The sequence below is a fragment of the Leucobacter luti genome (genome assembly GCF_050310065.1).
In the GTDB taxonomy this organism is placed as follows: domain Bacteria; phylum Actinomycetota; class Actinomycetes; order Actinomycetales; family Microbacteriaceae; genus Leucobacter; species Leucobacter luti_B.
The window spans coordinates 984,691-1,008,057 of record NZ_CP190007.1 but is presented as its reverse complement, the minus strand read 5'-3'; the positions used below and the strand labels follow the sequence as shown (position 1 = coordinate 1,008,057).

At 69.8% G+C, this 23,367-nt stretch carries 22 protein-coding genes and 1 tRNA gene; 7 read left to right on the top strand and 16 right to left on the bottom strand.

Features of this window, described 5'->3' with window-relative positions:
• The first annotated feature begins 316 nt into the window (after positions 1-316).
• Entirely contained in the window at positions 317-775 is a 459-nt protein-coding gene (msrB, locus tag ACOPJ3_RS04615) for a peptide-methionine (R)-S-oxide reductase MsrB (protein WP_427870662.1), read from the top strand.
• Complete coding sequence (locus ACOPJ3_RS04610) at positions 772-1,323, top strand: nitroreductase family protein (protein ID WP_427870661.1); 552 nt, start codon at positions 772-774, stop codon at positions 1,321-1,323. The genes msrB and ACOPJ3_RS04610 overlap by 4 nt, the downstream gene beginning before the upstream one ends.
• On the opposite strand, the gene ACOPJ3_RS04605 is transcribed toward ACOPJ3_RS04610, so the two are convergent.
• The 4 genes from ACOPJ3_RS04605 to secA all read right to left on the bottom strand — a co-directional run bounded on the left by ACOPJ3_RS04605 (position 1,310) and on the right by secA (position 6,246).
• A complete protein-coding gene (locus ACOPJ3_RS04605; protein ID WP_427870660.1) occupies positions 1,310-2,257 on the bottom strand; it encodes a DMT family transporter in 948 nt (315 codons plus the stop codon). The genes ACOPJ3_RS04610 and ACOPJ3_RS04605 overlap by 14 nt on opposite strands.
• Before the next feature lie 74 nt (positions 2,258-2,331).
• Positions 2,332-2,407, bottom strand: a tRNA-Thr gene (locus ACOPJ3_RS04600).
• A gap of 32 nt (positions 2,408-2,439) precedes the next feature.
• Positions 2,440-3,411, bottom strand: a complete 972-nt coding sequence (locus ACOPJ3_RS04595) for a DsbA family protein (protein WP_427870659.1) — start codon at positions 3,409-3,411, stop codon at positions 2,440-2,442.
• 57 nt (positions 3,412-3,468) lie between these two features.
• The gene (gene secA, locus ACOPJ3_RS04590) at positions 3,469-6,246 is read right to left on the bottom strand and encodes a preprotein translocase subunit SecA (protein WP_427870658.1); all 2,778 of its coding nucleotides are present in this window, start codon (positions 6,244-6,246) and stop codon (positions 3,469-3,471) included.
• 152 nt (positions 6,247-6,398) lie between these two features.
• Between secA and ACOPJ3_RS04585 the strand changes: the two genes are divergently transcribed.
• On the top strand, positions 6,399-7,184 hold the full coding sequence (locus ACOPJ3_RS04585) for a polyprenol monophosphomannose synthase (protein ID WP_427870657.1): 786 nt from the start codon (positions 6,399-6,401) through the stop codon (positions 7,182-7,184).
• Here the strand turns inward: ACOPJ3_RS04585 and hpf are convergent.
• The 5 genes from hpf to mtrA form a co-directional block, all read right to left on the bottom strand.
• On the bottom strand, positions 7,181-7,810 hold the full coding sequence (gene hpf / locus ACOPJ3_RS04580; protein WP_427870656.1) for a ribosome hibernation-promoting factor, HPF/YfiA family: 630 nt from the start codon (positions 7,808-7,810) through the stop codon (positions 7,181-7,183). The genes ACOPJ3_RS04585 and hpf overlap by 4 nt on opposite strands.
• A gap of 68 nt (positions 7,811-7,878) precedes the next feature.
• Positions 7,879-8,622, bottom strand: coding sequence for a ComF family protein (locus tag ACOPJ3_RS04575; protein WP_427870655.1), 744 nt, complete (start codon positions 8,620-8,622; stop codon positions 7,879-7,881).
• A gap of 104 nt (positions 8,623-8,726) precedes the next feature.
• On the bottom strand, positions 8,727-10,391 hold the full coding sequence (locus ACOPJ3_RS04570; RefSeq protein WP_427870654.1) for an LpqB family beta-propeller domain-containing protein: 1,665 nt from the start codon (positions 10,389-10,391) through the stop codon (positions 8,727-8,729).
• Complete coding sequence (gene mtrB / locus ACOPJ3_RS04565) at positions 10,388-12,088, bottom strand: MtrAB system histidine kinase MtrB (protein WP_427870653.1); 1,701 nt, start codon at positions 12,086-12,088, stop codon at positions 10,388-10,390. The genes ACOPJ3_RS04570 and mtrB overlap by 4 nt, the downstream gene beginning before the upstream one ends.
• A 3-nt stretch (positions 12,089-12,091) precedes the next feature.
• A complete protein-coding gene (gene mtrA / locus ACOPJ3_RS04560) occupies positions 12,092-12,775 on the bottom strand; it encodes an MtrAB system response regulator MtrA (RefSeq protein ID WP_427870652.1) in 684 nt (227 codons plus the stop codon).
• A gap of 124 nt (positions 12,776-12,899) precedes the next feature.
• Here mtrA and ACOPJ3_RS04555 point away from each other — a divergent pair, with 124 nt between their 5' ends.
• Positions 12,900-13,541: an MIP/aquaporin family protein gene (locus tag ACOPJ3_RS04555; RefSeq protein ID WP_427870651.1), complete on the top strand. Its 642-nt coding sequence runs from the start codon at positions 12,900-12,902 to the stop codon at positions 13,539-13,541.
• 69 nt (positions 13,542-13,610) lie between these two features.
• Here ACOPJ3_RS04555 and ACOPJ3_RS04550 read toward each other — a convergent pair whose 3' ends face one another.
• From ACOPJ3_RS04550 to truB, 6 genes are all read right to left on the bottom strand, one after another.
• The gene (locus ACOPJ3_RS04550; protein WP_427870650.1) at positions 13,611-14,051 is read right to left on the bottom strand and encodes a hypothetical protein; all 441 of its coding nucleotides are present in this window, start codon (positions 14,049-14,051) and stop codon (positions 13,611-13,613) included.
• 47 nt (positions 14,052-14,098) lie between these two features.
• Positions 14,099-15,496, bottom strand: coding sequence for a DUF5719 family protein (locus ACOPJ3_RS04545; protein ID WP_427870649.1), 1,398 nt, complete (start codon positions 15,494-15,496; stop codon positions 14,099-14,101).
• A complete protein-coding gene (locus ACOPJ3_RS04540) occupies positions 15,493-18,486 on the bottom strand; it encodes a glycosyltransferase (protein ID WP_427870648.1) in 2,994 nt (997 codons plus the stop codon). Before ACOPJ3_RS04540 ends, ACOPJ3_RS04545 begins: the two co-directional genes overlap by 4 nt.
• 72 nt (positions 18,487-18,558) lie before the next feature.
• The gene (locus ACOPJ3_RS04535; protein ID WP_427870647.1) at positions 18,559-18,867 is read right to left on the bottom strand and encodes a WhiB family transcriptional regulator; all 309 of its coding nucleotides are present in this window, start codon (positions 18,865-18,867) and stop codon (positions 18,559-18,561) included.
• Between the two features lie 153 nt (positions 18,868-19,020).
• Positions 19,021-19,377, bottom strand: a complete 357-nt coding sequence (locus ACOPJ3_RS04530; protein WP_427870646.1) for a hypothetical protein — start codon at positions 19,375-19,377, stop codon at positions 19,021-19,023.
• Positions 19,374-20,333, bottom strand: a complete 960-nt coding sequence (gene truB, locus ACOPJ3_RS04525) for a tRNA pseudouridine(55) synthase TruB (RefSeq protein WP_427870645.1) — start codon at positions 20,331-20,333, stop codon at positions 19,374-19,376. Before truB ends, ACOPJ3_RS04530 begins: the two co-directional genes overlap by 4 nt.
• A gap of 72 nt (positions 20,334-20,405) precedes the next feature.
• Here truB and ACOPJ3_RS04520 point away from each other — a divergent pair, with 72 nt between their 5' ends.
• Positions 20,406-21,284, top strand: a complete 879-nt coding sequence (locus ACOPJ3_RS04520) for an A/G-specific adenine glycosylase (RefSeq protein WP_427870644.1) — start codon at positions 20,406-20,408, stop codon at positions 21,282-21,284.
• 18 nt (positions 21,285-21,302) lie between these two features.
• On the opposite strand, the gene rbfA is transcribed toward ACOPJ3_RS04520, so the two are convergent.
• The gene (gene rbfA / locus ACOPJ3_RS04515) at positions 21,303-21,734 is read right to left on the bottom strand and encodes a 30S ribosome-binding factor RbfA (protein WP_427870643.1); all 432 of its coding nucleotides are present in this window, start codon (positions 21,732-21,734) and stop codon (positions 21,303-21,305) included.
• A 190-nt stretch (positions 21,735-21,924) separates the two neighbouring features.
• On the opposite strand from rbfA, the gene ACOPJ3_RS04510 reads away from it, so the two are divergent.
• Complete coding sequence (locus ACOPJ3_RS04510; RefSeq protein ID WP_427870642.1) at positions 21,925-22,821, top strand: DUF805 domain-containing protein; 897 nt, start codon at positions 21,925-21,927, stop codon at positions 22,819-22,821.
• Between the two features lie 79 nt (positions 22,822-22,900).
• The gene (locus ACOPJ3_RS04505) at positions 22,901-23,308 is read left to right on the top strand and encodes a VOC family protein (RefSeq protein ID WP_427870641.1); all 408 of its coding nucleotides are present in this window, start codon (positions 22,901-22,903) and stop codon (positions 23,306-23,308) included.
• The last annotated feature ends 59 nt before the right edge of the window (positions 23,309-23,367 follow it).

Sequence of the window (23,367 nt, the reverse complement as noted above, 5' to 3'; positions counted from 1 at the left end):
CAGGCGCGCCAGAGGCGCGTGCAGCTCGAGGTCTCCGGCCGGGAGCGGGCGTGCTTCTTGGTAGGGAGAGCGCCCGCTCCGTCTTCTCGCTCTGGCGTGAAACGGCCGCGATAGTCGAGAGCAGCCGGTCACGGTGCGACATCCGTCCGAGAACTCCGGAGTCGCACCGCGACCGTACCAAAAGTAAACCTAACCTACATCTGATGATTTTGACAAGCACCGTTTGCTCACCGGCGACAGTCAACATGTTCACCGCTCGGGCGTTGCACCCGTTCAGGGCCTACACTGGGCACGTCAACCGAGCGAAGGAGGCCACATGGGCAAGCCAATCGACTCCCCCGATTACCCGCTGCAGCGCTCCGAGAGCGAGTGGCGCGAGCGACTCGACCCCGAGGAGTACGCCGTTCTTCGCCAGGCCGGCACCGAGCGCGCCGGCACCGGGGAGCTTCTGCACGAGGAGCGCGACGGCCTGTACCGCTGCCGTGCCTGCGGAAACGAGCTGTTCATTGCAGGGACGAAGTTCGACTCGGGATGCGGCTGGCCGAGCTTCTACGAAAGCGTCCGGCCCGGTGCCGTGGAGCTCCTCGAAGATCGCAGCCTCGGAATGGTGCGCACGGAGGTGCGCTGCGCAGCATGCGGATCGCACCTCGGCCACGTGTTCCCAGACGGCTTCGGCACCCCGACCGGTGACCGCTACTGCATGAACTCGCTCTCCCTCACGTTCGAGGCGGGGGCCGTTCCGGAGGCAGGAAGCGGCGCGGAGCCCGGAGCGTGAGCCGCACGCGAGCAGCACTCGACGCCGTCAGACGCAGACGGTCCTATTCCCGGGTGACCGATGCCGCTCCGAGCGACGCCGAGCTTGCAGAGTACGTCTCGGCGCTCTCCGCGATTGCGGATCACTCCGGGCTTCGGCCCTGGCGCCTCATCGCCCTGCGCGGCGACGCCCGCGACCGCCTCGGAGACGGCCTCGCGCAGGCCGCCGGCGGCGATGCCGCGAAGTACCGCGCGAAGGCGCGACGCGCTCCGCTTGTCCTCGCGATCGTGGTTTCTCCGCGGAAGAGCGGGAAGGTGCCGATCTGGGAGCAGGAAGCCGTCGCGAGCGGAGTCGCCCACACGCTCGGGCTCCTCCTGCACGAGGGCGGCTGGGGCACGATCTGGCGCACGGGCGAATTGACGAGGAAGAAGTCAGTGCGGAAGGCGCTCGGCGTCGCGAAGCCGGAGTACCTTCTCGGCTGGCTCTACGTTGGCGGGATCCCGGATCGCAACAAGAAACCGAAGCCGAGGAAGCCCCTCGACCTCACACGCCATCTCAGCGCGCTCTGACGCTCCGAGCGGGGAGCGCCGCAACGACGACGGCGAGCAGCGCGACAGCGGATCCCGCGATCATCCCCTGGGTGAGGCCGCCTGCGAGCGGCAGACCCGCCTCGAAAGCGACCGCTGCAAGCAGTTGCCCCGCAACGTTCGACATGCTGAGCAGCAGCACCCCGGCAGCGCGCACGAGCATCGCCGCGATCGCGATGAAGACGGTGCCCACCGCGCCACCGAGGTAGAACAGCGGATTCGCCGGCCAGTTCGTCGGCCAGCCGTCGAACCACACCGACACCCCCGCAATCACGACGAGAAGCCCGGTGCCGACAACGAAATTCACGAACGTCGACGTGATCGCGCTTCGAGCCGACGCGCGCACGAGCCCGTTCACCATCGACTGCCCCGCGACGCACACGCCCACGAGGATGGGGATCAGGACGAGCAGCGTCGCCCGTCCCGCCCCGCTTCCGAGGCCCGCCGAGAGCACCACGGCGAGGACCGCGAGGCCCGTTCCGATGAGCCGGGTGGGCGTGGGGTCCATCCGGCCGCCGGGCCCGAGTCCCACGCGGTCGAGCACGAGCCCTCCGAGCACCTGCCCTGCCACGATCCCGACAGTGAAGAGCGCAAGACCGGTCAGCGGGGCCACGAGTCCCTGACAGAGCACGAAAAACGCGCCCCCGGCACCCCCGAGAAGGGTCCACGCCGGAAGTTTGCGCGAACGCACGTCCGCAAGCACCGACCTGATCCCGTCGCGCCCGCGGCGCGAGACGAGCATCGCGACACACATGATGACGAGCCCGAAGGAAAAGGAGAAGGCCGCCGCGACGAAGCCGTTGCCGAGTTCCTGGCTCAGCCCACCATTGATCCTGGACTGAGCGGCCACGAGCACCCCGGCGAGGCCGGATCCGATGAGGGCCGCCCACACGGGGACGCTGGTACTGCGATTCACTCGTCTACCCTACCGGCATGGCACCGACCCGGCACGGAACGCAGGAGAGGGTCCCGCTCACGCGGGACCCTCGCTGGAGCCGCCTGTCGGACTCGAACCGACCACCTGCGCTTTACAAGGGCGCTGCTCTACCAGATGAGCTAAGGCGGCGTGCGGGGCGGCCAGCGGCCGCCCCATGAAGTCTACTCGGACTTCGTTGCCGTCTCGGACTTCTTGTCCTTGTTCGAGTTCTGCTCGATCTCGCCCTTGACCTTGAGGAGGTAGGCCTCGAGGTCCCCGTCGCGGTTCGACACCCACTGCTGACCGTTCACGATCACGGTCGGCGTGCTGCGGAGCAGCTGCGGACCGCCGGCAGCCTGGAGCTCGCCCGTCTGCGGGTTGTTGACGACCTGCGCGCCCTTCGCGAGGCCCTGGATCCCCACCTCGCTCACGGTCTTGTAGTTCGCCGAGATGAAGCTGCCGAAGCGCACGTCCTTGACGCACTGCTTGATCTCGTCGTTCACGTCGACGCCGGAGTCCTTGGCCTGCTCGAGCAGCTGCTCGTTCGAGAGCCCCGAGGTTCCCTCCTGCGGCTGGACCTCCTTGCTCAGGAGCCGGTTATGCAGGGTGAAGGCCTTGTCGGGCTGGTCCTCAACGACGCACGCGAAGAGATTCGCCGCGCGGGTCGAGTACTTCGAGCCGAGCGACTGCCCGTCGAGGAAGTTCAGGGGGTAGACCTGGAGGTCGACGTCACCGGAGCCGACGTAGTTCTCGAGCATGGATCCGTACTGCTGCTCGAAAGCGCCGCACGCGGGGCACATGTAGTCGACGTATACGGTGACGTCGAGCGGCAGCGACTTGCGGTCCACCTCCGGGGCGACGCGATCGGCGCCCGACTCCAGCGCGGGCGTCGGGATGACCTGAAGGTCCTTCGTGAAGATAGCGCCGCCCGACGCCATATTCTCCGGCCCAGGGCCGGCCGGCTTCATCGTCTGGGTCAGGATCAGTGCGATCACCGCGAGGACCGCGAGGACGCCGACGGCGATGCCGCCTTGCAGGAACAGGCGGTTGCGCTTCTCGCGCTTCTTCTCCTGCTCGCGCGCGAGTCGCGCCTGTTCACGGGCGAGGTTGCGGCGCTCGTTCTTCGACGGGCGGCCTGTCGTCTCGTTTGCCATTGAGTCTTGTCTCCCATTCCATCTCGCGGTCCGAGATGGGTCTGTCTGCGGGGGCTACTACTTCTTCTTGTTCGCGCGGCGCTCCGCACGGTTGGCCGCGGCACCGTCTGCTGGCACCGACTGGCCGAATGCACCGCGCTGCTCAGCAGCCGGCGCCTGGGAGCCCTGCTGGGCCCGCTGCGGTGCAACGCGCGCGCCCGGCTTCTGATTCCCGCCAGGGGCCCCACTCACAGCTGGCGCGCCGTCCTCGTCAGGCGCGCTGTAGCTCAGCTTCGAGGCGTCCGGAGCCTCCTTGTCCTCGAGCCCGCCACCCTCGAGGTGCACGTGATCCTGCGGGCCCTCGGCCGGGCGGACCTTCACCTCGAGGTTGTAGAGCAGCCCCATGGACTCCTCCTTGATCTGCCCCATCATGCCCTCGAACATGTTGAAGCCCTCGCGCTGGTACTCAACGAGCGGGTCACGCTGGGCCATCGCGCGAAGCCCGATGCCCTCCTTGAGGTACTCCATCTCGTAGAGGTGATCGCGCCAGCGGCGGTCGATGGTCGCGAGCACGACGCGGCGCTCGAGCTCGCGCATGCCCTCCTCGCCGAGCAGCTTCTCGCGGTTCTTGTAGGCGACCTCCGCGTCGGAGAGGATCTCGCGGCGCAGGAAGGCCTGATCGACCTTCTTGCTCCCGGCCTCGGACAGCAGCTCGTCCACCGTGATGCCGACGGGATAGACCTGGCGCAGATCGTTCCACAGCGCGTCGAAGTCCCAGTCGCCGTCCAGGCCGTGCGAGGACAGGATGGCGTCGATCGTCTGCTCGCGGAAGGCCTCGATCCGGGGCTCGATCTCCTCGCCGTCCAGGATCTGCTGACGGTCGCTGTAGATCGCCTTACGCTGGCGATCCAGCACGTCGTCGTACTTCAGCACGTTCTTGCGGATCTCGGCGTTGCGCTGCTCGACCTGGCTCTGCGCGCTCTGGATCGCGCGGCTCACGACCTTCGACTCGATCGCGAGATCGTCGGGGAAGCTGTCGCGGTTCATGAGCGCGGCTGCCGCGCCCGAGTTGAAGAGGCGCATGAGGTCGTCCGCCAGGGAGAGGTAGAAGCGGCTCTCGCCGGGATCGCCCTGACGGCCGGAGCGACCGCGCAGCTGGTTGTCGATGCGGCGGGACTCGTGGCGCTCCGTGCCGAGCACGTAGAGGCCGCCGGCGGCGATCACCTTCTCGGCTTCCCCGGACACCGCCTCCTTGACGGCGGCGAAGACGTCGTCCCACGCCTCCTCGTACTCGTCGGGGGTCTCGCTGGTCGACAGCCCGCGCGACGCCATCTCCTGCACGGCCAGGAACTCGGCGTTGCCGCCGAGCATGATGTCGGTGCCGCGACCGGCCATGTTCGTCGCAACCGTCACCGCGCCCAGGCGACCGGCCTGCGCGATGATCGCCGCCTCACGAGCGTGGTTCTTCGCGTTCAGCACCTCGTGGCGGACGCCGGCCTTCGCGAGCAGGCGAGATAGGTACTCGCTCTTCTCGACGCTCGTGGTGCCGACGAGGACGGGCTGGCCCTTCTCGTGGCGGGCGGCGATATCCTTCACGACCTCGGCGAACTTGGCCTCCTCGTTCTTGTAGACGAGGTCAGGCTGATCCTTGCGCTGCATCGGCTTGTTCGTCGGGATCGGCACGACGCCAAGCTTGTAGGTCGACATGAACTCGCCGGCCTCGGTCTCGGCGGTGCCGGTCATGCCGGACAGCTTCTCGTAGAGACGGAAGTAGTTCTGCAGGGTGACCGTGGCGAGCATCTGGTTCTCGGCCTTGACCTGCACGCCCTCCTTCGCCTCGATCGCCTGGTGCATGCCCTCGTTGTAGCGGCGGCCGGCGAGGATACGACCGGTGTGCTCGTCGACGATGAGCACCTCCCCGTTCAGCACGACGTAGTCCTTGTCGCGCGTGAACAGTGCGTTCGCCTTGATCGAGTTGTTCAGGAACGAGATCAGCGGGGTGTTCACCGACTCGTAGAGGTTCGTGATGCCGAGGTGATCCTCGACCTTCTCGATGCCGGGCTCCAGCACGCCGATCGTGCGCTTCTTCTCGTCGACCTCGTAGTCGATGCCCGCCTTGAGCTTGCGGGCGATCCGCGCGAACTCGGCGAACCAGCGGTTCGCCTCGCCCGAGGACGGGCCCGAGATGATGAGCGGGGTGCGCGCCTCGTCGATGAGGATCGAGTCGACCTCGTCGATGATGGCGAAGAAGTGGCCGCGCTGCACGCGCTCCGAGGCGTCGGATGCCATGTTGTCGCGCAGGTAGTCGAAGCCGAACTCGTTGTTCGTGCCGTAGGTGATGTCAGCGTTGTACTGCTCGCGGCGGACGGAGGGCTCCTGGCCCGACACGATGCAGCCGGTCGTCATGCCGAGCGCGCGGAAGACGCGCCCCATGAGGTCGCTCTGGTAGCTCGCGAGGAAGTCGTTGACCGTGACGATGTGCACGCCCTTGCCCGCGAGCGCGTTGAGGTAGGCGGGGAGTGTCGCGACGAGGGTCTTGCCCTCACCGGTCTTCATCTCGGAGATGTTGCCGAGGTGGAGGTTCGCGCCGCCCATGACCTGCACGTCGAAGGGGCGGAGGCCGATCGTGCGCTTCGCGGCCTCGCGAACGGCCGCGAACGCCTCGGGCAGCAGGTCGTCGAGCGTCTCGCCCTTCTCGAGCCTGGCGCGGAACTCGTCGGTCTCGCCGCGGAGCTCCTCGTCAGTCAGATCTGAGAACGAGTCCTCAAGGTCAGCGACGAGCTTCGCCTGCCGCTCGAGCTTCTTGAGGGTGCGTCCCTCGCCGACGCGAAGGAGCTTTTCGAGAACTGTCGCCACGTTGTCTCTCCTGTAGGGTTCTGCACGGTGGGCCGAGCCGCCAAGCCGGGTCACCGGCGTTGCCAAATTGTGACAACTCCTCAGCTTAGCAAGGCCTTGCCATGGCCCACCTGGATACGAGCCAAGTAGCTGCCAACGCGGAAAGGGGCGCGATGCGGGATCGCGAGCGCAAGATCCTCGTGGTGCTGCCCACGTACAACGAGCGAGCGACCCTCCCCCGCGTCATTGCCGACATCCATGCAGCGCTCCCCGAGGCCGACATCCTCGTCGTCGACGACGGCAGCCCTGACGGCACGGGCCCCCTCGCGGACACCCTCGCGGACACCCGTCCGTGGCTTACCGTGCACCACCGCGCCGGCAAGCTCGGGCTCGGCACCGCATACGTCCACGGCTTCCGGATCGCGATCGCCGGTGGCTACCGCTTCGTCGCCGAGATGGACTCGGACGGCTCGCACCTCGCCCGCGAGCTTCCCACCCTGCTCGCGGCGGCCGAGGGCGGCGCGGGCCTCGCCATCGGCACGCGCTGGATCCCGGGCGGCAGTATCGAAAACTGGCCATGGATCCGCCGCGCGATCTCGCGCACGGGCACCGCGATCGCACGGATCGCGCTGCGCTCGTCGCTCCGCGACCTCACGAGCGGCTTCCGCGTGCTCGACACGGACTGGCTGCGGCGACTCGACCTCGGCGGCCTCGACTCGCACGGCTACGCGTTCCAGGTGGAGACCGCCTGGCAGCTCGAGCGGCTCGGCTGCCCCGTCGCCGAGGTGCCCATCCGCTTCGTCGAGCGCGCCGGCGGCCACTCGAAGATGTCGCTCGGGATCGTGCTCGAGGCGCTCGCCAACGTGATCCGCTGGGGCGTCGAACTGCGGCTGGGCCGTGGCGGCGCGCCTGCACACCAAGGGCGGGCCCCGAAGGACCCGCCCACTCAGCGTTCCTAGCTCTCGGCCAGCGAGATCACGCCGTAATTCCAGCCCTTGCGCCGGTAGACGACGCTCGGTCGGTCGGATCCCGCTTCGACGAACAGGAAGAAGTCATGGCCGACGAGTTCCATCTGGTCGACCGCGTCCTCCACCGAGAACCGCTCGGCCGGGAACTCCTTCGAGCGGATGACGACGGGCGAGTACTGCTCCTCAGCGTCCTCACCCATGACCGGGACGCTCCCCGTCGCCACCGATTCGAGCACCTCGAGCGGGGCGGGCGTGATGTCGACCGAGTCGAAATCGTTCGCTGCAGCGTCTCCGAGCGACACGCGCCCGCGGCCGCGGCGATCCTTGCGCCGGTCCTTCATTCGCCTGATGCGCTCGAGCACCCGGCCGTACGCGATGTCGAATGCCGTGTACTTGTCTCCACCCGCGGACTCCGCGCGAATCACGGGCCCCGGGCCGATGATCGTGATCTCGACGAGATCGCCGTTCTTCGGGCTGCGGTCGCTCTGCCGAGCGACCCTGACCTCGAAGGACTGGGCCCTCGGAAGCAGCCCCGCCACCTTTTCCGTCTTCGATTCGACATAGCTCTCGAACCGATCGGTGATCCCGACGTTCTTGCCGCGGATGTTCACATCCATGGTGACCTCCCAGGTGGTGACTCAGGCGGGTGGGCCAGTGTGGCGCACCGTCACGCCTTTCCGGCACTCTACTCCACACGCGGAAGCGGTTTCCACTCTCTCGTGCCGGTCAGACGAGAACTCTGCCGCTGCACCACACAGAGCGCCGCGATGCCGACAACCTGTGCACCCGCGGCCCGCAGCGCGGCCTGGGCCGCGGACACCGTCGCCCCGGTGGTGACGACGTCGTCGACCAGAATCACGCGCCGACCCGCGAGCACATTCCTGCGAGTTCGCCGGGTTTCCACGAGCCCGGCGTTGCTGACCCGTTCGGCGCCCCCGAGGCCCTGCTGCGAGCGCCGCCCGCGCACGGCCCTCAGCGCGTCGACTCTGAGTGCGGCGATCCGGCGCTCCCGCATCGCGCGCGAGATGAGCACCTCGATGTGGTGAAACCCCCGCTCGCGCACGCGAGCCGGGCGCGAAGGCGCCGACACGACGATGGGCGGATCTCGGGCAATGCCGGCCGGGTCGGCCGCGGCGATCGCTCCCGCGAGGGAGTCGCCCAGGAGCGCGGAAAGCTCGCCGGCGAACCCCGTTCGTCCCCCGTGTTTGAAGGCGACGAGCACGGCGCGCAGCGGCCCGTCATAGTCGCCGCACGCGACCACGGGCACCCCTCCGATCTCGCCGCGTGGCGCAGCGGCGTGGGAGCGCAGTTCGACTCGGCACGGCATGCAGCAGTCGCGATCCGGCAGCCCGCAGCTCACGCACTGCGTCGGCCAAACCAGCGCGCAGAGATCGAGCCAGAATTCGCGGATGCTCGTGACGAGTGGCATGGTTGCAGCGTGCCAGCCCAGTGCCGTCGCCGTGCTGGCGCCGGGGCGATCTGTGGATATCTCGGCTCACCCGGCACATCTTCGCGGCCTGTGGACGAGCCTCCCTATCCGCGCTTCGCGAGCAGTTGGATGTCCCCCTTGCTCCGCTGCCATGCGCTCGTGAGCTGGGAGAACAGCCCGCCGTTCTCGCCGAGCACGCGCAGCTGCGCGCGCACGCCTCCGCCCGAGAGGCTGAGCCCGCCCGGCACCGAGCCCTGCTCCACGGCGAAGTAGCCGGGTCCGCCCGCCGTGATGGCGGCCACCGAGTCGGCCTTCGTGAGCGTTCCGATCCGGAGCGTGCCGATCCAGTCGAAGTCGATGGGGTGCCCGTCCGCCCACATGACGACGTTCGCCTCCGGGCTCGTGCGCAGCGGCACCCCGGCGTCGTCGCGGACGATGCCCGCGAGGTAGACGGCGCTCCTGCCGTCCTCGGCGACCAGAGCGGCGATCCGGCTCCCCTCCGGCGAGACGCGGATCCCGATGACGCTGCGTCCCTTCAACCACGGCGCGGCGACGGCGATGGCCGTCCCGTCCGGGGCGTAGGCCGCGAGCACCTGGGGCGCGTCGGTCTGCGCGGTCCAGACGTAGCCGAAGATGTCGAAGCTCGGCGCGACGAGCCCCGGGCGCGCGTCGAGCAGCGCGGTCCCGTTGGCGTCAGTGAGGCTGATCCCGGAGGCATTCTGCACGGCCGCGGCGTGCTCGTCGGGCGCGAGGGTGACCGCGGTCGGGTGTAGCGCGGCGATCCCCTGCGCGAACCCCTCCATCTCACGGAACTCCCCTGAGACGACCGTCCCGAATCTGCCGCCGGAGATCACGGCCGGGTTCGTCGCCTCGCCCGGCACCCTCACCTCGGGCGACGCGCTGGAGCCCTCCCTGATCGGCGTGCCCGAAGCGAGGAGATCGAACCCCCGGACCTCATCGATGTACTGGAGGCTGTTCTTGAGCTGCTGGCGCACCTGCTCGATGTCCTGAGGGCCAGCGTTCAGCATCTCGTTGGACAGGTCGATCTGGGCGCGCCCGTCGACGATCGGCACCGAGCTTCCGACGAGCGTCGTGCCCGAGGGGAACGCGGTGTGCACGGAGTCGCGCAGCAGCTCGCTCGGCCCGGCGATCAGCGCGCCAACGATCTCCGTTGCGAGCGCCGTGCGCTTCAGGAACCATCTCGTTTCGGGCACGAGCGTGGAGTCGGGGCCGATGAAGTAGAGCTGGAAGGGCGACCAGATCGTCGAGAACGTCGAGGAGTCGAGCACGATCCCGCTCGGCGCCGACGCGATCCGCCACTCGTTGTCGATGCGCTCGAACTCGAAGCGGAGCTGGATCTTCGGCCCCGGCTCCACCGGGAGCATCGTGCCGTCGGCGGACACCTTCGCCGTCGCGTCGATTTCGAGCACCCCGAGCCCGTCACCGCTCGCCGTGTACGGGCGGGCGCCCTCGTACACGAGCACTCCAGCACGCGGATCCCACTGCTTCGCGTAGTCGGGCGTCAGGAACTCACGGGCGACCGAGTAGTCCTCCGCGCTCGAACTCCCCGCGCGCAGGAACGCCCGCACCAGGTCCTCCTGGCTCGCGCCTGCGGTTGGACCGTTCGGGTTGAACTGGTAGGTCTGCTCCGACTGTTCGAGATCCGTGAGCCCGACCTGCACGTCGCCTGAGCTCGGGATCGTGGTGCACCCGGCGAGCAGAACGAGGGCGGCGGCGGCGAGCGCCGTGCTGAGCCTGCGAAGCCTCATTTGCGGCCCTCCTTCCGGATCCGGCGCCCGGGCCTGCGCAGCCAGCCGCCCGTCGCCTTCGGGTCACCCTCGGTGGTGACGCCCTCCGGCACGAGCGGGAGCGGGGACATGTAGCTCGTCACGCCGTCTCCGCGCGGCAGCGTGAGGCGGAAGTTGGATCCCTCCCCCGGTCGTGACCACGCCTCCAGGATGCCGCCGTGCACCGCCGCGTCCTCCTGGGCGATGGCGAGCCCGAGGCCCGTGCCGCCGAGCGTGCGCTTGCGCGAGGGGTCCGCGCGCCAGAAGCGGTCGAACACGTGCTCGACGTTCTCCTCCTCCATGCCGACACCCCAGTCGCGCACGGACAGTGCTATGGCGGCGGCGTTCGAGTCGATCGTGACGACAATGGCCTGCCCCTCCCCGTGCTCGATCGCGTTGCCCACCAGATTCGAGACGATCCGCCTGATCCGGCGCGCATCGACGTCGACGGGAACGTAACCTCCGAGGGCGCGCACCTCGATGAGCCCCTTCGAGAGCGGCTGGAGACTCGCGACCACCTCGTTCGCCAGACTCACGAGGTTCGTCGGCTCGGTCTCGAGCGTGACCCGCCCGGCGTCATAACGGGAAATCTCGAGCAGATCGGTGAGCAGCGACTCGAATCGCTCCACCTGCGCCCCGAGCACCTCGACCGCGCGCTGCTTGCCAGGGTCGAGTCCCGTCGGCGACGCCTGCAGCACCTCGCTCGCGAGCCGGATCGTGGTGAGTGGGGTGCGGAGCTCGTGCGAGACGTCGGATACGAATCGCTGCTGCATCTCCGAGAGCTGGTCCAGCTCGTCGATCCGGGCCTGCAGCGTGTCGGCCATGTCGTTGAAGCCATCGGAGAGCACGTCGAAGTGTTCATCGTTCATGCGCGGCATGCGGGCCTCCGCCTGTCCTGCCGCGATCCTGCGGCTCGTGTCGGCCGCGGCACGGATCGGGTGGAACGCGATCCGGGACATAATCCAGACGAGGATCCCGATGAACGCCATCATGGCCGCCGCCGTGATGAGCAGGGTGCGCTGCACGAACGACAGCGAGTCCTGCGTGTCTGCGAGGTCGTAGCCGATGAAGAGGTCGTAGGTGCCAGCGTCGGTCGGGAAGGTGAGGCGGGAGGCGACGATGATCCCGGGCGACGGAGTGCCGTCCTCGGAGGTGAAGGAGACGGCCTGCCAGTGCTGGGGGTTCTCGGCCGCCGCGACGGCGTCTGAGAGCTCGGTGCTCACGGCGTCCGCGAGCATCGGGTTCGTCGTCGTCGACTCCGGCGCCTCCGAGAAGGGCGCCTGGCCCGGCTGCCGCCTGAGGTACACGAGCTGGCTCGACGAGGTGTCCTGCACCGTCCGTCGTACGGAGGCCGCGAGCGAGGAGAGACCGCCGCGATTCGTGACGTCGCTCGCATCGATCTGCCGCTGGGCGGCGTTCGTCGCGCGCGCCGAGTCCAGCAGGGCCTGATCCTTGCGAGAGGAATACAGGTCATCGCCGATGCTCGTCAGGATGAAGACCCCGGCGACGAGCACGATGAAGCCGGTCACAAGGCCCGTGATCGTCATGGTGCGCACCATGAGCGAGCGCCGCCAGCGGGCGCGGAACGGGCCGAGCACCGGCTGCGTCAGGCGCAGCCAGCGCAGGCGGAGTCGACGCAGCGTCGTGATGAGGCGCGATCGACCCCGTGTGGGAGACATCCCCTACTCGACCGGCGCGCCGGCCCGATAGCCGACGCCCCGGACCGTCGTCACGATCGTCGGATGGTCGGGATCCTTCTCGATCTTCGCCCGCAGGCGCTGGACGTGGACGTTGACGAGGCGGGTGTCGGCCTTGTACTGGTAGCCCCAAACCTTCTCGAGCAGCACCTCGCGCGTGAACACCTGCTGGGGCTTCCTGGCGAGAAGGGCCAGGAGGTCGAACTCGAGCGGCGTGAGCCCGATCGCCTGCGTGCCCCGGCGCACCTCGTGCGCGGCGACGTCGATCGTGAGGTCGCCGATCCGGAGCGTCTCGCTCACCTCCTGCTGCGGCTCGCGCAACCGGGCCCGCACACGGGCGATGAGCTCAGCGGGGTTGAACGGCTTCACCACGTAGTCGTCGGCGCCGGCCTCGAGGCCGCGAACCACGTCACGCGTGTCGGTGCGCGCCGTCAGCATGATGATCGGGACGCCGGACTCCGCGCGGATCCGCTCGCACACCTCGATGCCGTCGAGGCCGGGGAGCATGACGTCGAGCAGCACGAGATCCGGCCGGAACTCGCGAAACTTCTCCAGTGCCTCTGCGCCGTCTGCGGAGGTCTCCGTGGCGAAGCCCTCGCCCTGGAGCACCATTCCCAACATCTCAGCCAGGGCCCTGTCGTCGTCAACTACCAGGATGCTCGCGCTCATGTGTCCCATTATGGCCGCAACGACGGAGAACTTGGCGTGTCGCGCCTCCGTGAACTCACCTCACGCCTTTGCCATAATGGCCGCAGCTGAGAAATTCCCCAATGATCCTAGAAAGAGGACTGACATGACTGGTACCGTCCGCAATGCGGTGACAGAACTCATCGCCACATTCCTGTTTGTGTTCGGCATTATCGCCGCCGTCAACTCCGAGGTGAACGCGGCGTTCGCCATCGGGTTCATGCTCATGGTGCTCGTCTATGCGACCGGCCACATCTCGGGCGGCCACCTGAACCCCGCCGTCTCGCTCGGCGCCCTCATCCGCGGCGCGATGACGCCCGGCGACTTCATCGCGTACGTCATCGCGCAGATCGTCGGCGGCGTGCTCGGCGCCCTCGCGAGCTTCTCCGTGTTCGGGCCGGCTGACGCCCCCGCGAAGATCGAGACCGGGCCCGCGTTCATCGTCGAGGCCTTCTTCACCTTCGTCCTCGTCTTCGTCGTGCTGAACGTCGCGACCTCGAAGGATCACCCGAACAACTCGTTCTACGGCCTCGCGATCGGCGCGACCGTGTTCGTCGGCGCGACCACCGTCGGCGGCATCTCGGGCGGCGGCTTCAACCCCGCCGTCGCGATCGGCCTGGGCGTGAGCGGCCAGTTCGACTGGGCCAACATGTGGCTCTACGTCGTCGCCCCGCTCGTCGGCGCGGCCATCGCGGCACTCGTGTTCCGCCTGCTCAACGCGCACGACCTGGAGAAGGCCGAGGCCTAAGCCAGTCGCGCGAGGGGCCCGGGCGGAGTGATCCGTCCGGGCCCCTCGTCGTTCCGCGCGGCAGCGGAATCAGAAGTGGTCGAAGCGGCCAGGGAGCAGCTCCCACGGCTCGCGCCCGAGATACTCGCACACGGCGAGATACACGCAGTGCTCGACGAAGTAGCGGCGGTGCTCGTCGTCGTTCACGTGCAGCCCGCGGGCACGCTGGATCGGCATCCTGAAGAGCTGGATCGAGCGGGCCCTCCGGTCGATCGTGTAGAGCAGCGGGAGGGAAGACTGCCCGCGCCCCGTTGGCGCGGTCTGGAAGCCGATCCGCACACCCTTCAGCTCCTCGGGGAACTCCGCCTGCAGCACCTCTACGGCGCCGCGCGCGTCCGCTTCGAAGCGCGCGATCCTGCTGTGGGGATCGGGCAGCGTCGGCCCAGCGAGCGAGGAGCGGATCGGGCGCCGCGCGTGCCTGCGTGCGACCCGCTCGGGGGCGCGCCTCGAGGCGCGTTGACGACCGAACATGCGCCCAGTCTACGCGGGCCGGCGCACTGTCGCTCCGGCCCGGCAGGCTAGCGGGTGTGGACCGTCAGCTCGCCGTCGCGCGGGTCTGCCGGCAGCACCGGGTATCCGGCGAGCCCACCGTCGTCGAGCACCCGAACGCCCGCGTACACGGGCTGGTCGCTCTTCAGCAGGGCGCGCGCCGGCGCGGAGACCACGACCGAGGAGCCCGGGCCGACCGTGACCTTCTTCGGGTCCTTATCGTCGTCCTGATCGGCGACCGTGATGACCGCGCTCGCCTCGCCCGGGTTCGCGACGACGAGCTTGCCGCCGGCCACGAGCGGGACCGCGGTCGCCGCTCCCGGAAGGATCTCGGGCGCCGGCGAGAACCACTGGTTATCGTGGTGCTTGCCCTGCTGCACCGAGCCGAGCACGCCGCCGATGATCGGCGCGTCAGACTCGATCACCACCGTGCTCGCGCCCTTCGGCCACTTCTGCACGAGGAGTTCCCCGACAGCACCGGCGAGCAGGTCGATCTGGCCGAGGTCGGTGCTGCGGCCCTCCGCGTCAAGCGCACGCACGGTGGCGACACCGATCTCGCCGCCCGGCGCGAGCGCGCGAACGGTCACGGGGTACTGGTCACCCTCGCCCGCGTCGCTCGGACCGGCCTCGCGGTCGCTCTCGTTCGTGACACCGGGGATGAGGAGCTGGGTCTTCGGCTCCGCCTGTCGCGTGACCGAGCTCACCGCGAACGGGTTGATACCCTCCACCTGCGCCACGCCGAGCGATGCCGTGACGGGGGCGCCCGTGCTCACGACGCGCACGCCGAGGCGGCCCCGCTCGGTGGCGTAGCCATTCACCGACACAATCTGCTCTGCGCCAGGCGGTACGATCACGCCCGCGGACTGGACGGCTTCGATCGGGCCCTTCTCGTCAAACAGGGAGATCTGCACCGTGGCGGCGACCGAGCCCGGGTTGCCGAGCGACAGCGTTGTCGAGGTGCCGACCGCGGTCGCGCCTCCGAGCAGCCACTGCTCGTTCAGCGGTTCGGCGCAGGAACTCGCCGCGAGCCCCTTGAGGTCGGTCGTCTCGACGCGCTGCGCCTGCGCAACGCCCAGGGTCTGCTGCGCCGGAGCGCGGTGCACGGAGGCTGCCCCGTCGCCGATCCCCATCCTCGCGAGCACGCCGCTTTCGGACGGCTCCCCGGCGATCGTGAGCGAGGGCGAGCCGACGGGGATCGCGACGGACGGCCGATCCGGATCGAGGCCGAGCTCCGCGAACGATCCCGCGCAGACGAGGGTGCGTGCCGTGTCCTGCGTCGTGTCGACGGTGATCGCCGTCGGCCGGGTCTTGACCGCGGGAACGTCGACCGTGGCGAGCGCCACGACGCCGGCAGCGGCCGCCGCGATCACGACGAGGCCGGTGAGCGCACGGGCACCGCCCGTCAGCATGCGGTTTCGTTCGCTCATCGCTCGCCTCCCTCGCGCTCGGTGGTCGTGTCCTCCGTGGGAGCAGCGTCAGTCGGCTGCTCGGGGGCGGGATCCGGTTCCGGATCAGGATCCGGTGCCGGTTTCGGCTCTGGATCAGGATCCGGGCCCGGTGCGGGCTCGAGCTCGCTCGCCGCGTGACCGTCGACGGCGATCGGGGCGACGACGGTCGAGCGCGGCGCCGCCTTCCTGCGACGTGAGGGGCGCTTGCGCCGCTCGGGCCGGTAGGTGACCTCGCCGGTCGGCAGCGCGAGCAGCAGGACCCCGAGGAGCACCGCGAGCTGGATGATCCAGATCGTGCTGCCCGTGAGGGAGATGCCGTCGACCTCGCGGTTCGCGTCGCCGGGGGTCTCCTTGTTGCCCTGCGGCTCAGCGACCCGCCAGAGCAGGCCCTGGTCGGTCTGGCCCGTCGCGACGAGCGCGACGTGCTGGTCGAACAGCCGCTGGAGATCCGCGCGCTCGCGGTCGTCCCCACCGGCCGGAAGCAGCACGAATCCGATGCGCTCTGCGCTGAGCTTCTCGGCAACGTCCTCGCCACCGGTGCTCGCGAGGCCGCCGACGAGCTGCGCGAGCGCCTCGTCGTCGCCCGTCGCGACGGGCGAGTCGAGCGAGGTGCGCAGCTGGTCGAGGCGCAGTCCGGTGCCCGTGACGAGCGTGGCGCGCACGCTGTGCGCCTGCTCTGCGGTCACCACGAGGGTCCGCACGCCGGGGTCTGACTCGCCGGCGGCGCGCACGAGCGCCGGCATCTGCGTCTTCCCCGACTGGAACGGCACCTGCCCGAGCACGAGCCGCGCGCCCAGCGGCGCGATCGCGACGATCGCCGTGATGAGCGCAACGGCGACGACGGGAGCCGCACCGCGCCGCAGCGCGCCGGCGCCGGTGGCAGCGAGCCCGAGGACCGCGATCCAATACACCGCGAGGCCAGAGCCCGTCCACAGCGCGACGCTCTGATCGCCGATTGCGGTGAGCTGGAGCTGGGCGGCACCGACAGCGCTCGCCATGCCCAGGCCGCCGATGAGCGACAAGAGCAGGGTCCTGCCGACGCGGCCGGTGAAGAGCCCGAGCAGCGCGAGCAGCGCGATCGGAAGCATCAGGATCCCGACGAGGAGGGTCGCGGGGGGACCGCCGAGTCCGATTCCGTCAAGGATCCCGGCCCAGCCCTCGAGCCCGAACTCGGGGAAGCCCAGCAGCATATGCCAGGCGTTGCCCGGCGCGTACGGCGTCACGACACCCGGATCCATCAGGATCTCCAGGGGACGCCCAGCCGCGAAGCTGGTGACGATCTTGGGCGCGAAGAGCACGACCGTGACGAGCCCGGTGGTGAGCACCCTGGCCGATCCACGCAGCGTGGTGAACAGGCCGACCACGAGGAGGATCACCGCCGCGGGAAGCAGAATGGGCGCCGCGGCGAGCGCGATCGCCGCGAGGATCGAGGCGGTTCCCGCCCAGCTCCAGGACTCGCGGCAGCGGGAGGCGGCGAGCAGGAGCCACGGCAGCACGACCGCGAGCACGAGCGTCGGCAGCCGCCCGCTGTCGAGCGAGCCGAGGAGCACCGGGCTGAGCGCGAAGCCCACGCCCGTGAGCGCGCGGCCGGCCCGCGAGTCGGTGAGCTGCGCCGCCCAGATCCAGCCGCCGAGCGCGGCGAGCGGGATCGACAGCACCATGAAGAGGACGACCGCGTGCGACGGGTTCCAGAACGTGAGCGTACCGAGGAGCGCGAGCACCCAGGCGAAGGGGTCGGCGGGCACGCCGTCGAGGCTGCGCGTGTTCCACCACAGCTCGCCGATCGGGCTGAGCGGCGCGAGGCCGCCGCCCGCGAGGCTGGTCTGCGGGAGCGCCCACCACGTGAACGCGATCGCGGCGACCACCGTGCCGACGAGCACGGCGAGGCCGCCCGTCGAGATGAAGTGCAGTTCCGCGCGCTGCTGGCCGGTGGAGGCGAGGATCGCCTCGCGGTCGATCATCCGGGCGGTCCGCACGGTCTTTGGATCGATCCGGAGCGGCCGGATCGCAGCCCACCCGGCGGTCGAGTTGCGCCTGATCCGGCGACGAGAGGCGAGAATCGCGTGCGGCCGGAAGAACACGGTGAACGCCGAAACGAACTCGCCGAGCATGTTGCCCGGCTGCTCACGAATGAGGGCCCAGAGCACCCGGCCAACGGCGTAGAGGGGAAGCCCGAGCCACTCGAAGAACGCGATCAGTGCGGGCGCGTAGGAGATCCGCCGGTGCAGGTGCGCGGTGCGCGCCTGGCGGTGCGCCGTACGCAACACAGAGCGCCTGCGGTCGATCCGCGGACCCGCGACGCCGCTCTGCGCGAAGCGCACCCGCGACTGCGGCGCGACCTCGACCCGGTGCCCCGCGAGGCGGGCGCGCACGCAGAAGTCGAGTCCGTCGTCGTAGACGGGCAGCGCGGGGTCAAACCCGCCGAGCTGCTCCCACACGTCGCGGCGCACGAGCATGCCGACGGGGCCGACGCCCAGCACGTCCTGCATGTGGTCGTACTGCTGCTGATCCAGTTCCTGCCGGCGGAGCGCCCAGCGTGCCCCGTAGCGCGTGAGGCTCTGGCCGAGCTCAATGATCCGCTCGGGATGATCCCAGTCGACGAGCTTCGGGCCGGCCACGGCGACCGAGGGCGCGCGGCGCACCGTGCCGACGATGCGCTCGAGCGCCTGGGGCTCGGGGCACGAGTCCTCGCTGAGCAGCCAGATCCAGTCCTCGGCAGGCTCCTCGGGCGCTGGAATCGCCTGCAGGGCCTGGTCGACGGCGCGGCCGAAGGGCACGCGCGTCTGCAGGCCGACGATGCGCTCGGCCCCGCTCTCGAGGAGCTGGTCGCCGACGCCGTCTGGGCCGCCGTTGTTCACGGCAATGATCGCGGAGGGTGCGAGCGACTGCGCCGCGATCCCCGCGATCGTCTGGTCGAGCCATTCGCCGCCGCGCTCGGCGACCAGAATGGCTGTTATTCTCGTGCGCATATGGCGCTCAGTCTAGGGTCGGAAGCTGCGCTCAGACCGCAGCCGTGCGGCGAGGCGCGGACTTGCGAACGGCTACATCGCCTCGCGGCGCAGCTTGCGGCGCTCACGCTCGGAGAGCCCGCCCCAGATGCCGAACCGCTCGTCGTTCTCGAGCGCGTAATCGAGGCACTCCGACCGGACCTCACAGCCCTCGCAGATGCGCTTGGCCTCGCGGGTCGAGCCGCCCTTCTCCGGAAAGAAGGCCTCGGGGTCGGTCTGCGCGCAGAGCGCGTCGGCCTGCCACGAGAGCGCCTCATTTTCCTGGCGAACGCCCGGAACTCCGAGGAATACGGGATCGACGAACCAGTTACCGGGTACCGGAGTCTGCGTCGAATCATTCACGTCCGCGCTCCTTCCTCGTACTCCTCGTGCCGCTTGTGGCGGCGATACCTCACAATTACACCGTTGTGATTCGTTCAAGTCAAGCCGGGAAGTCTAAACCCTCAAGTGGCGCTTGAGGGTCTAAGACACGCTGGCGTGTCGGAATCGCGATGCTCAGCCCCAGATGACGAGCATGCGGTACGTCATCACTGCGGCGGAAAGGTGCACCACAGCAAGTACCAAGTTCGCCCATCGGGTTCGATCCACGAGCGCCCAGAAACCCGCGCCGAATGGCAGCAGGGTTGCGACGATGAGATACATCCAGAACTCCAGTGGATCCCCCGTCGCCGGGTTACCGGCCAGCGGCTGCACGATCGCAATCACGATCTGCGCCACGAGCAGGAGGCCGACCAGGAGCGTCGCGCCCATCGTGAAGTCGTCCGGCCCGCGCTTTCGGAGCGCCCACACGAGACACAGCACGGCAGCCGCGAGCGCGATCGCGATGAGGCCGAACGCGAACCAGGTGATCATGCTGCGCCTCCGTCGGGGGTCGGGAAGTTCGTGACGACGCGGCTCCGGCCCCGCCGCACCTCGATGAGGCCGATGAGCATGCCGTCAGGCGCGATCGCCGCGACGAGCGGGGCATCCGGCACGAGATCCTGATCGAACTCGAGGCGCTTGCCGTGGCCGAGATCGACCGTCTGCTGCGCGCTCAGCTCGACCGCGGGAAAGAGCGCGGTGGCGACCGATGCCGGGGTCAGGAGCTCGCCCGGCCCACCGTCCACAAGCTCAGCGAGCGGGGTCGCGTCGCCGACCGCAAACGGGCCGACCTCGGTGCGGCGGAGCGCGGTCAGGTGCCCGCCGACGCCGAGCGCTGCCCCGAGATCCCGCGCCAGCGCGCGCACGTAAGTGCCCGTCGAGCAGCGGATCGTGGCGTCGATATCGAGCGCGGGCGCGCCGTCGGCCTCCCTCGCCTCGCGCGGCTCGGCACTCTCGAAGGCGTGGATCGTGACCGGTCGCCGCTTCAGCTCCACCTGCTCGCCGGCGCGGACCCGATCGTAGGCGCGCTTCCCGTCGACCTTGATCGCGCTCACGGCGCTCGGCGCCTGCTCGATGGGGCCCGTGAGGTCGCGCACGGCCGCGGCGATCCTCGCGGGGTCTGCGGCGAGCGCGGCGAGCGCCGCCGGATCCGCCGCCGCGACGCGGTCTCCCTCGCGGTCATCCGTCACGGTCGAGGTCCCGAGCCGGATCGTGGTGGTGTAGGTCTTGTCGAGCCCGACGAGGTGCGTGAGCAGCCGGGTGGCCGGGCCCGCGCCGAGCACGAGCAGGCCGGTGGCCATCGGGTCGAGGGTGCCGGCGTGACCGACCTTGCGGGTGCCGAGCGCCCGCCTCGACTTCGCGACCACGTCGTGGCTGGTCCAGCCTTCCGCTTTGTCGACCAGGAGGATTCCACCCTGCGGAGGCAGGGGCACGGGCGCGTTCGTCACCCCACAAGGATAGCGGCGGGCCGCCTGACCGGCCGCACCCGCCGCGACCGCGGGGGTCCATAGACTGGCCTGATGGATCAGCGGGAGATGGCGCGGGCCCTCGCGGAGTGGTTCGGCCGGGAGGCCAGGGATCTTCCCTGGCGCGACCCCGCCGCGACACCCTGGGCGGTGCTGGTTTCGGAGTTCATGCTGCAGCAGACCCAGGTCGAGCGGGTGATCCCACGCTGGAGCGCGTGGCTCGAGCGGTGGCCGACCCCCGCGGCGCTCGCCGCGGCCGAGCCGGGCGACGCCGTGCGCGCCTGGGATCGGCTCGGCTACCCGCGGCGCGCCCTCTGGCTGCACCGCGCGGCGGCGGAGATCACCGCGCGGCACGGCGGCGAGGTGCCGCGCGCCGTCGAGGACCTGCTCGCGCTCACCGGGATCGGCCCCTACACGGCGCGGGCCGTCGCGGCCTTCGCCTACGGGGAGCGGCACCCCGTCGTCGACACGAACACCAGGCGCGTTATCGCGCGGGCCGTGCACGGGCGCGCGGCCGCCGGGATGCCCGCGGCACGGGATCTCGACGACATGGCCGCGCTGCTGCCCGCGGATCCGGGCGCCGCCGCCGTCTTCAACGCGGCGGCCATGGAGCTCGGCGCCACCGTCTGCACGGCGCGCGCGCCGCGCTGCGACGACTGCCCCATCGCGGGGCTCTGCGAGTGGCGCGGCGCCGGCTATCCGGCGAACGCCCCCGAGAAGCGACCGCGGCAGGCGCGCTTCGAGGGCAGCGACCGGCAGGCGCGCGGCAGGATCATGGCCGTGCTGCGGGCAGCGCACGCCGCCGTGCCCGTCGCGCGGGCGGTCGCGGCCGCCGAGGGCGGCGCGGATCCGGAGCAGGCCAGGCGCGCGTTCGACTCGCTCGTCGCGGACGGGCTCGTCGTGCTGCGCGACGACGCGGCCTCGCTCCCCTAACGGGGGCCGTGCCGGACCCTACTCGGCGTCTTCCTCGCGGGGCTTCACGTAGGGATCCTCATCCCCCGCATACCGGGCGTTCGCGGCGAGCTTTGCCGATTCCTCGTCGCGGCGCTGCGCCTCAGCGAGGAGCTCGTTCATGTGCTGCGCCGTCTCGGGGAGCTCGTCGTGGATGAACTCGAGCGTCGGCGTGAGCCTGGTGCCGAGCTGCTTGCCCACCTCGCTGCGGAGCATGCCGGTCGCCGCGCGGAGCGCGTCGGCCGTGTCCGACTGCGACTGCTCGTCGCCGTAGACCGTGTAGAAGACGCTCGCATGCTGCAAATCCCCCGTGACCCGCACGTCCGTGATCGTCACGAACCCGAGCCGGGGATCGCGCAGGCCCTTCTCGAGCCGCCGCGCGATGATCTGCTGAATTCGCTCGGCAACCTTGCCTGCCCGTGGATTACTCATGCCATCAGAATAGCGCTCCCCCGGGTGGAGCGGCCCACCCGGCGCGCTGTCCTCCCCGCGGCCGGACGGGGCTGGCAAGTCGTCATGTAAGCGCCGAGAATCGCCCTCTCGTAGTTCGGGATCATGCTATGCAACTACGATGAGTGAGGATAGATCAATCGTGGCAGGAGCCATGGAGGAGGAATAGCCCATGACGAACCCGCCGTTCCCGGAAGAGCCCCGGAACACCGAAGGAACCCCCGGTCAGGACGACGCCACCGCGGACGCCCCGGCCACACCGGAGGCCCCCGCCGCGCCGGACGCCCCTGCCGCGCCACCGAGCGCGCCGCGCTACGCTCCTCCGGCCGCGCCGCAGACGCCCCAGTCCCCCCAGGCTCCGCAGGCTCCCCAGGCCTCGCAGCAGCCGAGCTACGGCCCGCCGCAGACGCCCGGCTACGGGCAGCCGAGCTACGGGCAGCCCGGCTACGGGCAGCCGAGCTACGGGCAGCAGGCCCCCGGCGGCTACCAGAACCCGCAGTACGTGGCGCCGCAGGGCCAGCCGGGCGCCTACGCCTCGCCCGCGGGCCCGTACCCGCCCGCCGGTCCCGGCGAGCCGTTCAACGGCGCGAGCGATCCTGAGGATCTGACGCGGCCGCTCTACGGCGCGACCTTCTCGCAGGCCGTCAAGCGCTTCTTCAAGTCCTACGCACGCTTCTCGGGCCGCGCCTCTCGCAGCGAGTACTGGTGGGTCGCGCTCTTCTCGTTCCTCGTGATGCTGCTGCCGCTCATCCTCTACATCGCGGGGGCCATCGTGATGGGCGTGACCTCCTCGCCGTCGAGCTACGACTACGCGACCGATAGCTACAGCTATTCGTCAGGCCCGAGCCCGGCCGGCATCGCGCTCCTCCTCATCGGTGCCGGGCTCTTGCTCCTGATCACTCTCGGGATCCTGGTGCCGAGCATCGCGATCACGTGGCGCCGACTGCACGACGCGAACTTCGCAGGGCCCTTCTATTTCCTGTCGCTCATCCCCTACGTTGGCGGGCTGATCCTGATCGTCTTCACGGTGATGTCGTCGAATCCCGCGGGGCGTCGCTTCGACGTCTGACGCGCTGGCGGCGATCCGGCCCCGTGTCTCCTCACCCGAGATGCGGGGCCTTTTCGTTTCCGAGGAGTACCGTGGCGCCATGAGTATCCAGATCACCACCTCGTTCCTCCCGCACATCGACGCCGATGCGTCGCTCGCCTTCTACCGCGACGCCCTCGGCTTCGAGCTCCGGCTCGACGTCGGGGAGGGCCGCATGCGCTGGCTCACCCTCGGCGCGCCCGGCCAGGACGACACGAGCATCGTGCTCGAGCCGTCCGCCCTCGACCCGAACCTCAGCGACGAGGAGAAGGCGGTCATCGCCGGTCTCATCGCGAAGGGCGCATGGGCCCGGATCCTGCTCACGAGCGACGACGTCGAGGGGGTGCTCGAGCGCGCTCGTGCTGCTGGCGCAGAGATCGTGCAGGAGGTCGTCGAGCAGCCCTGGGGCGCCCGCGACTGCGCGTTCCGGGATCCTGCGCAGAATCTCATTCGCGTGCAGCAGGGCTAGCCGCCCGCCGTCGGGGAGCGCACAGAAAACGGGCCGGAAGCTTCTGCTCCCGGCCCGTT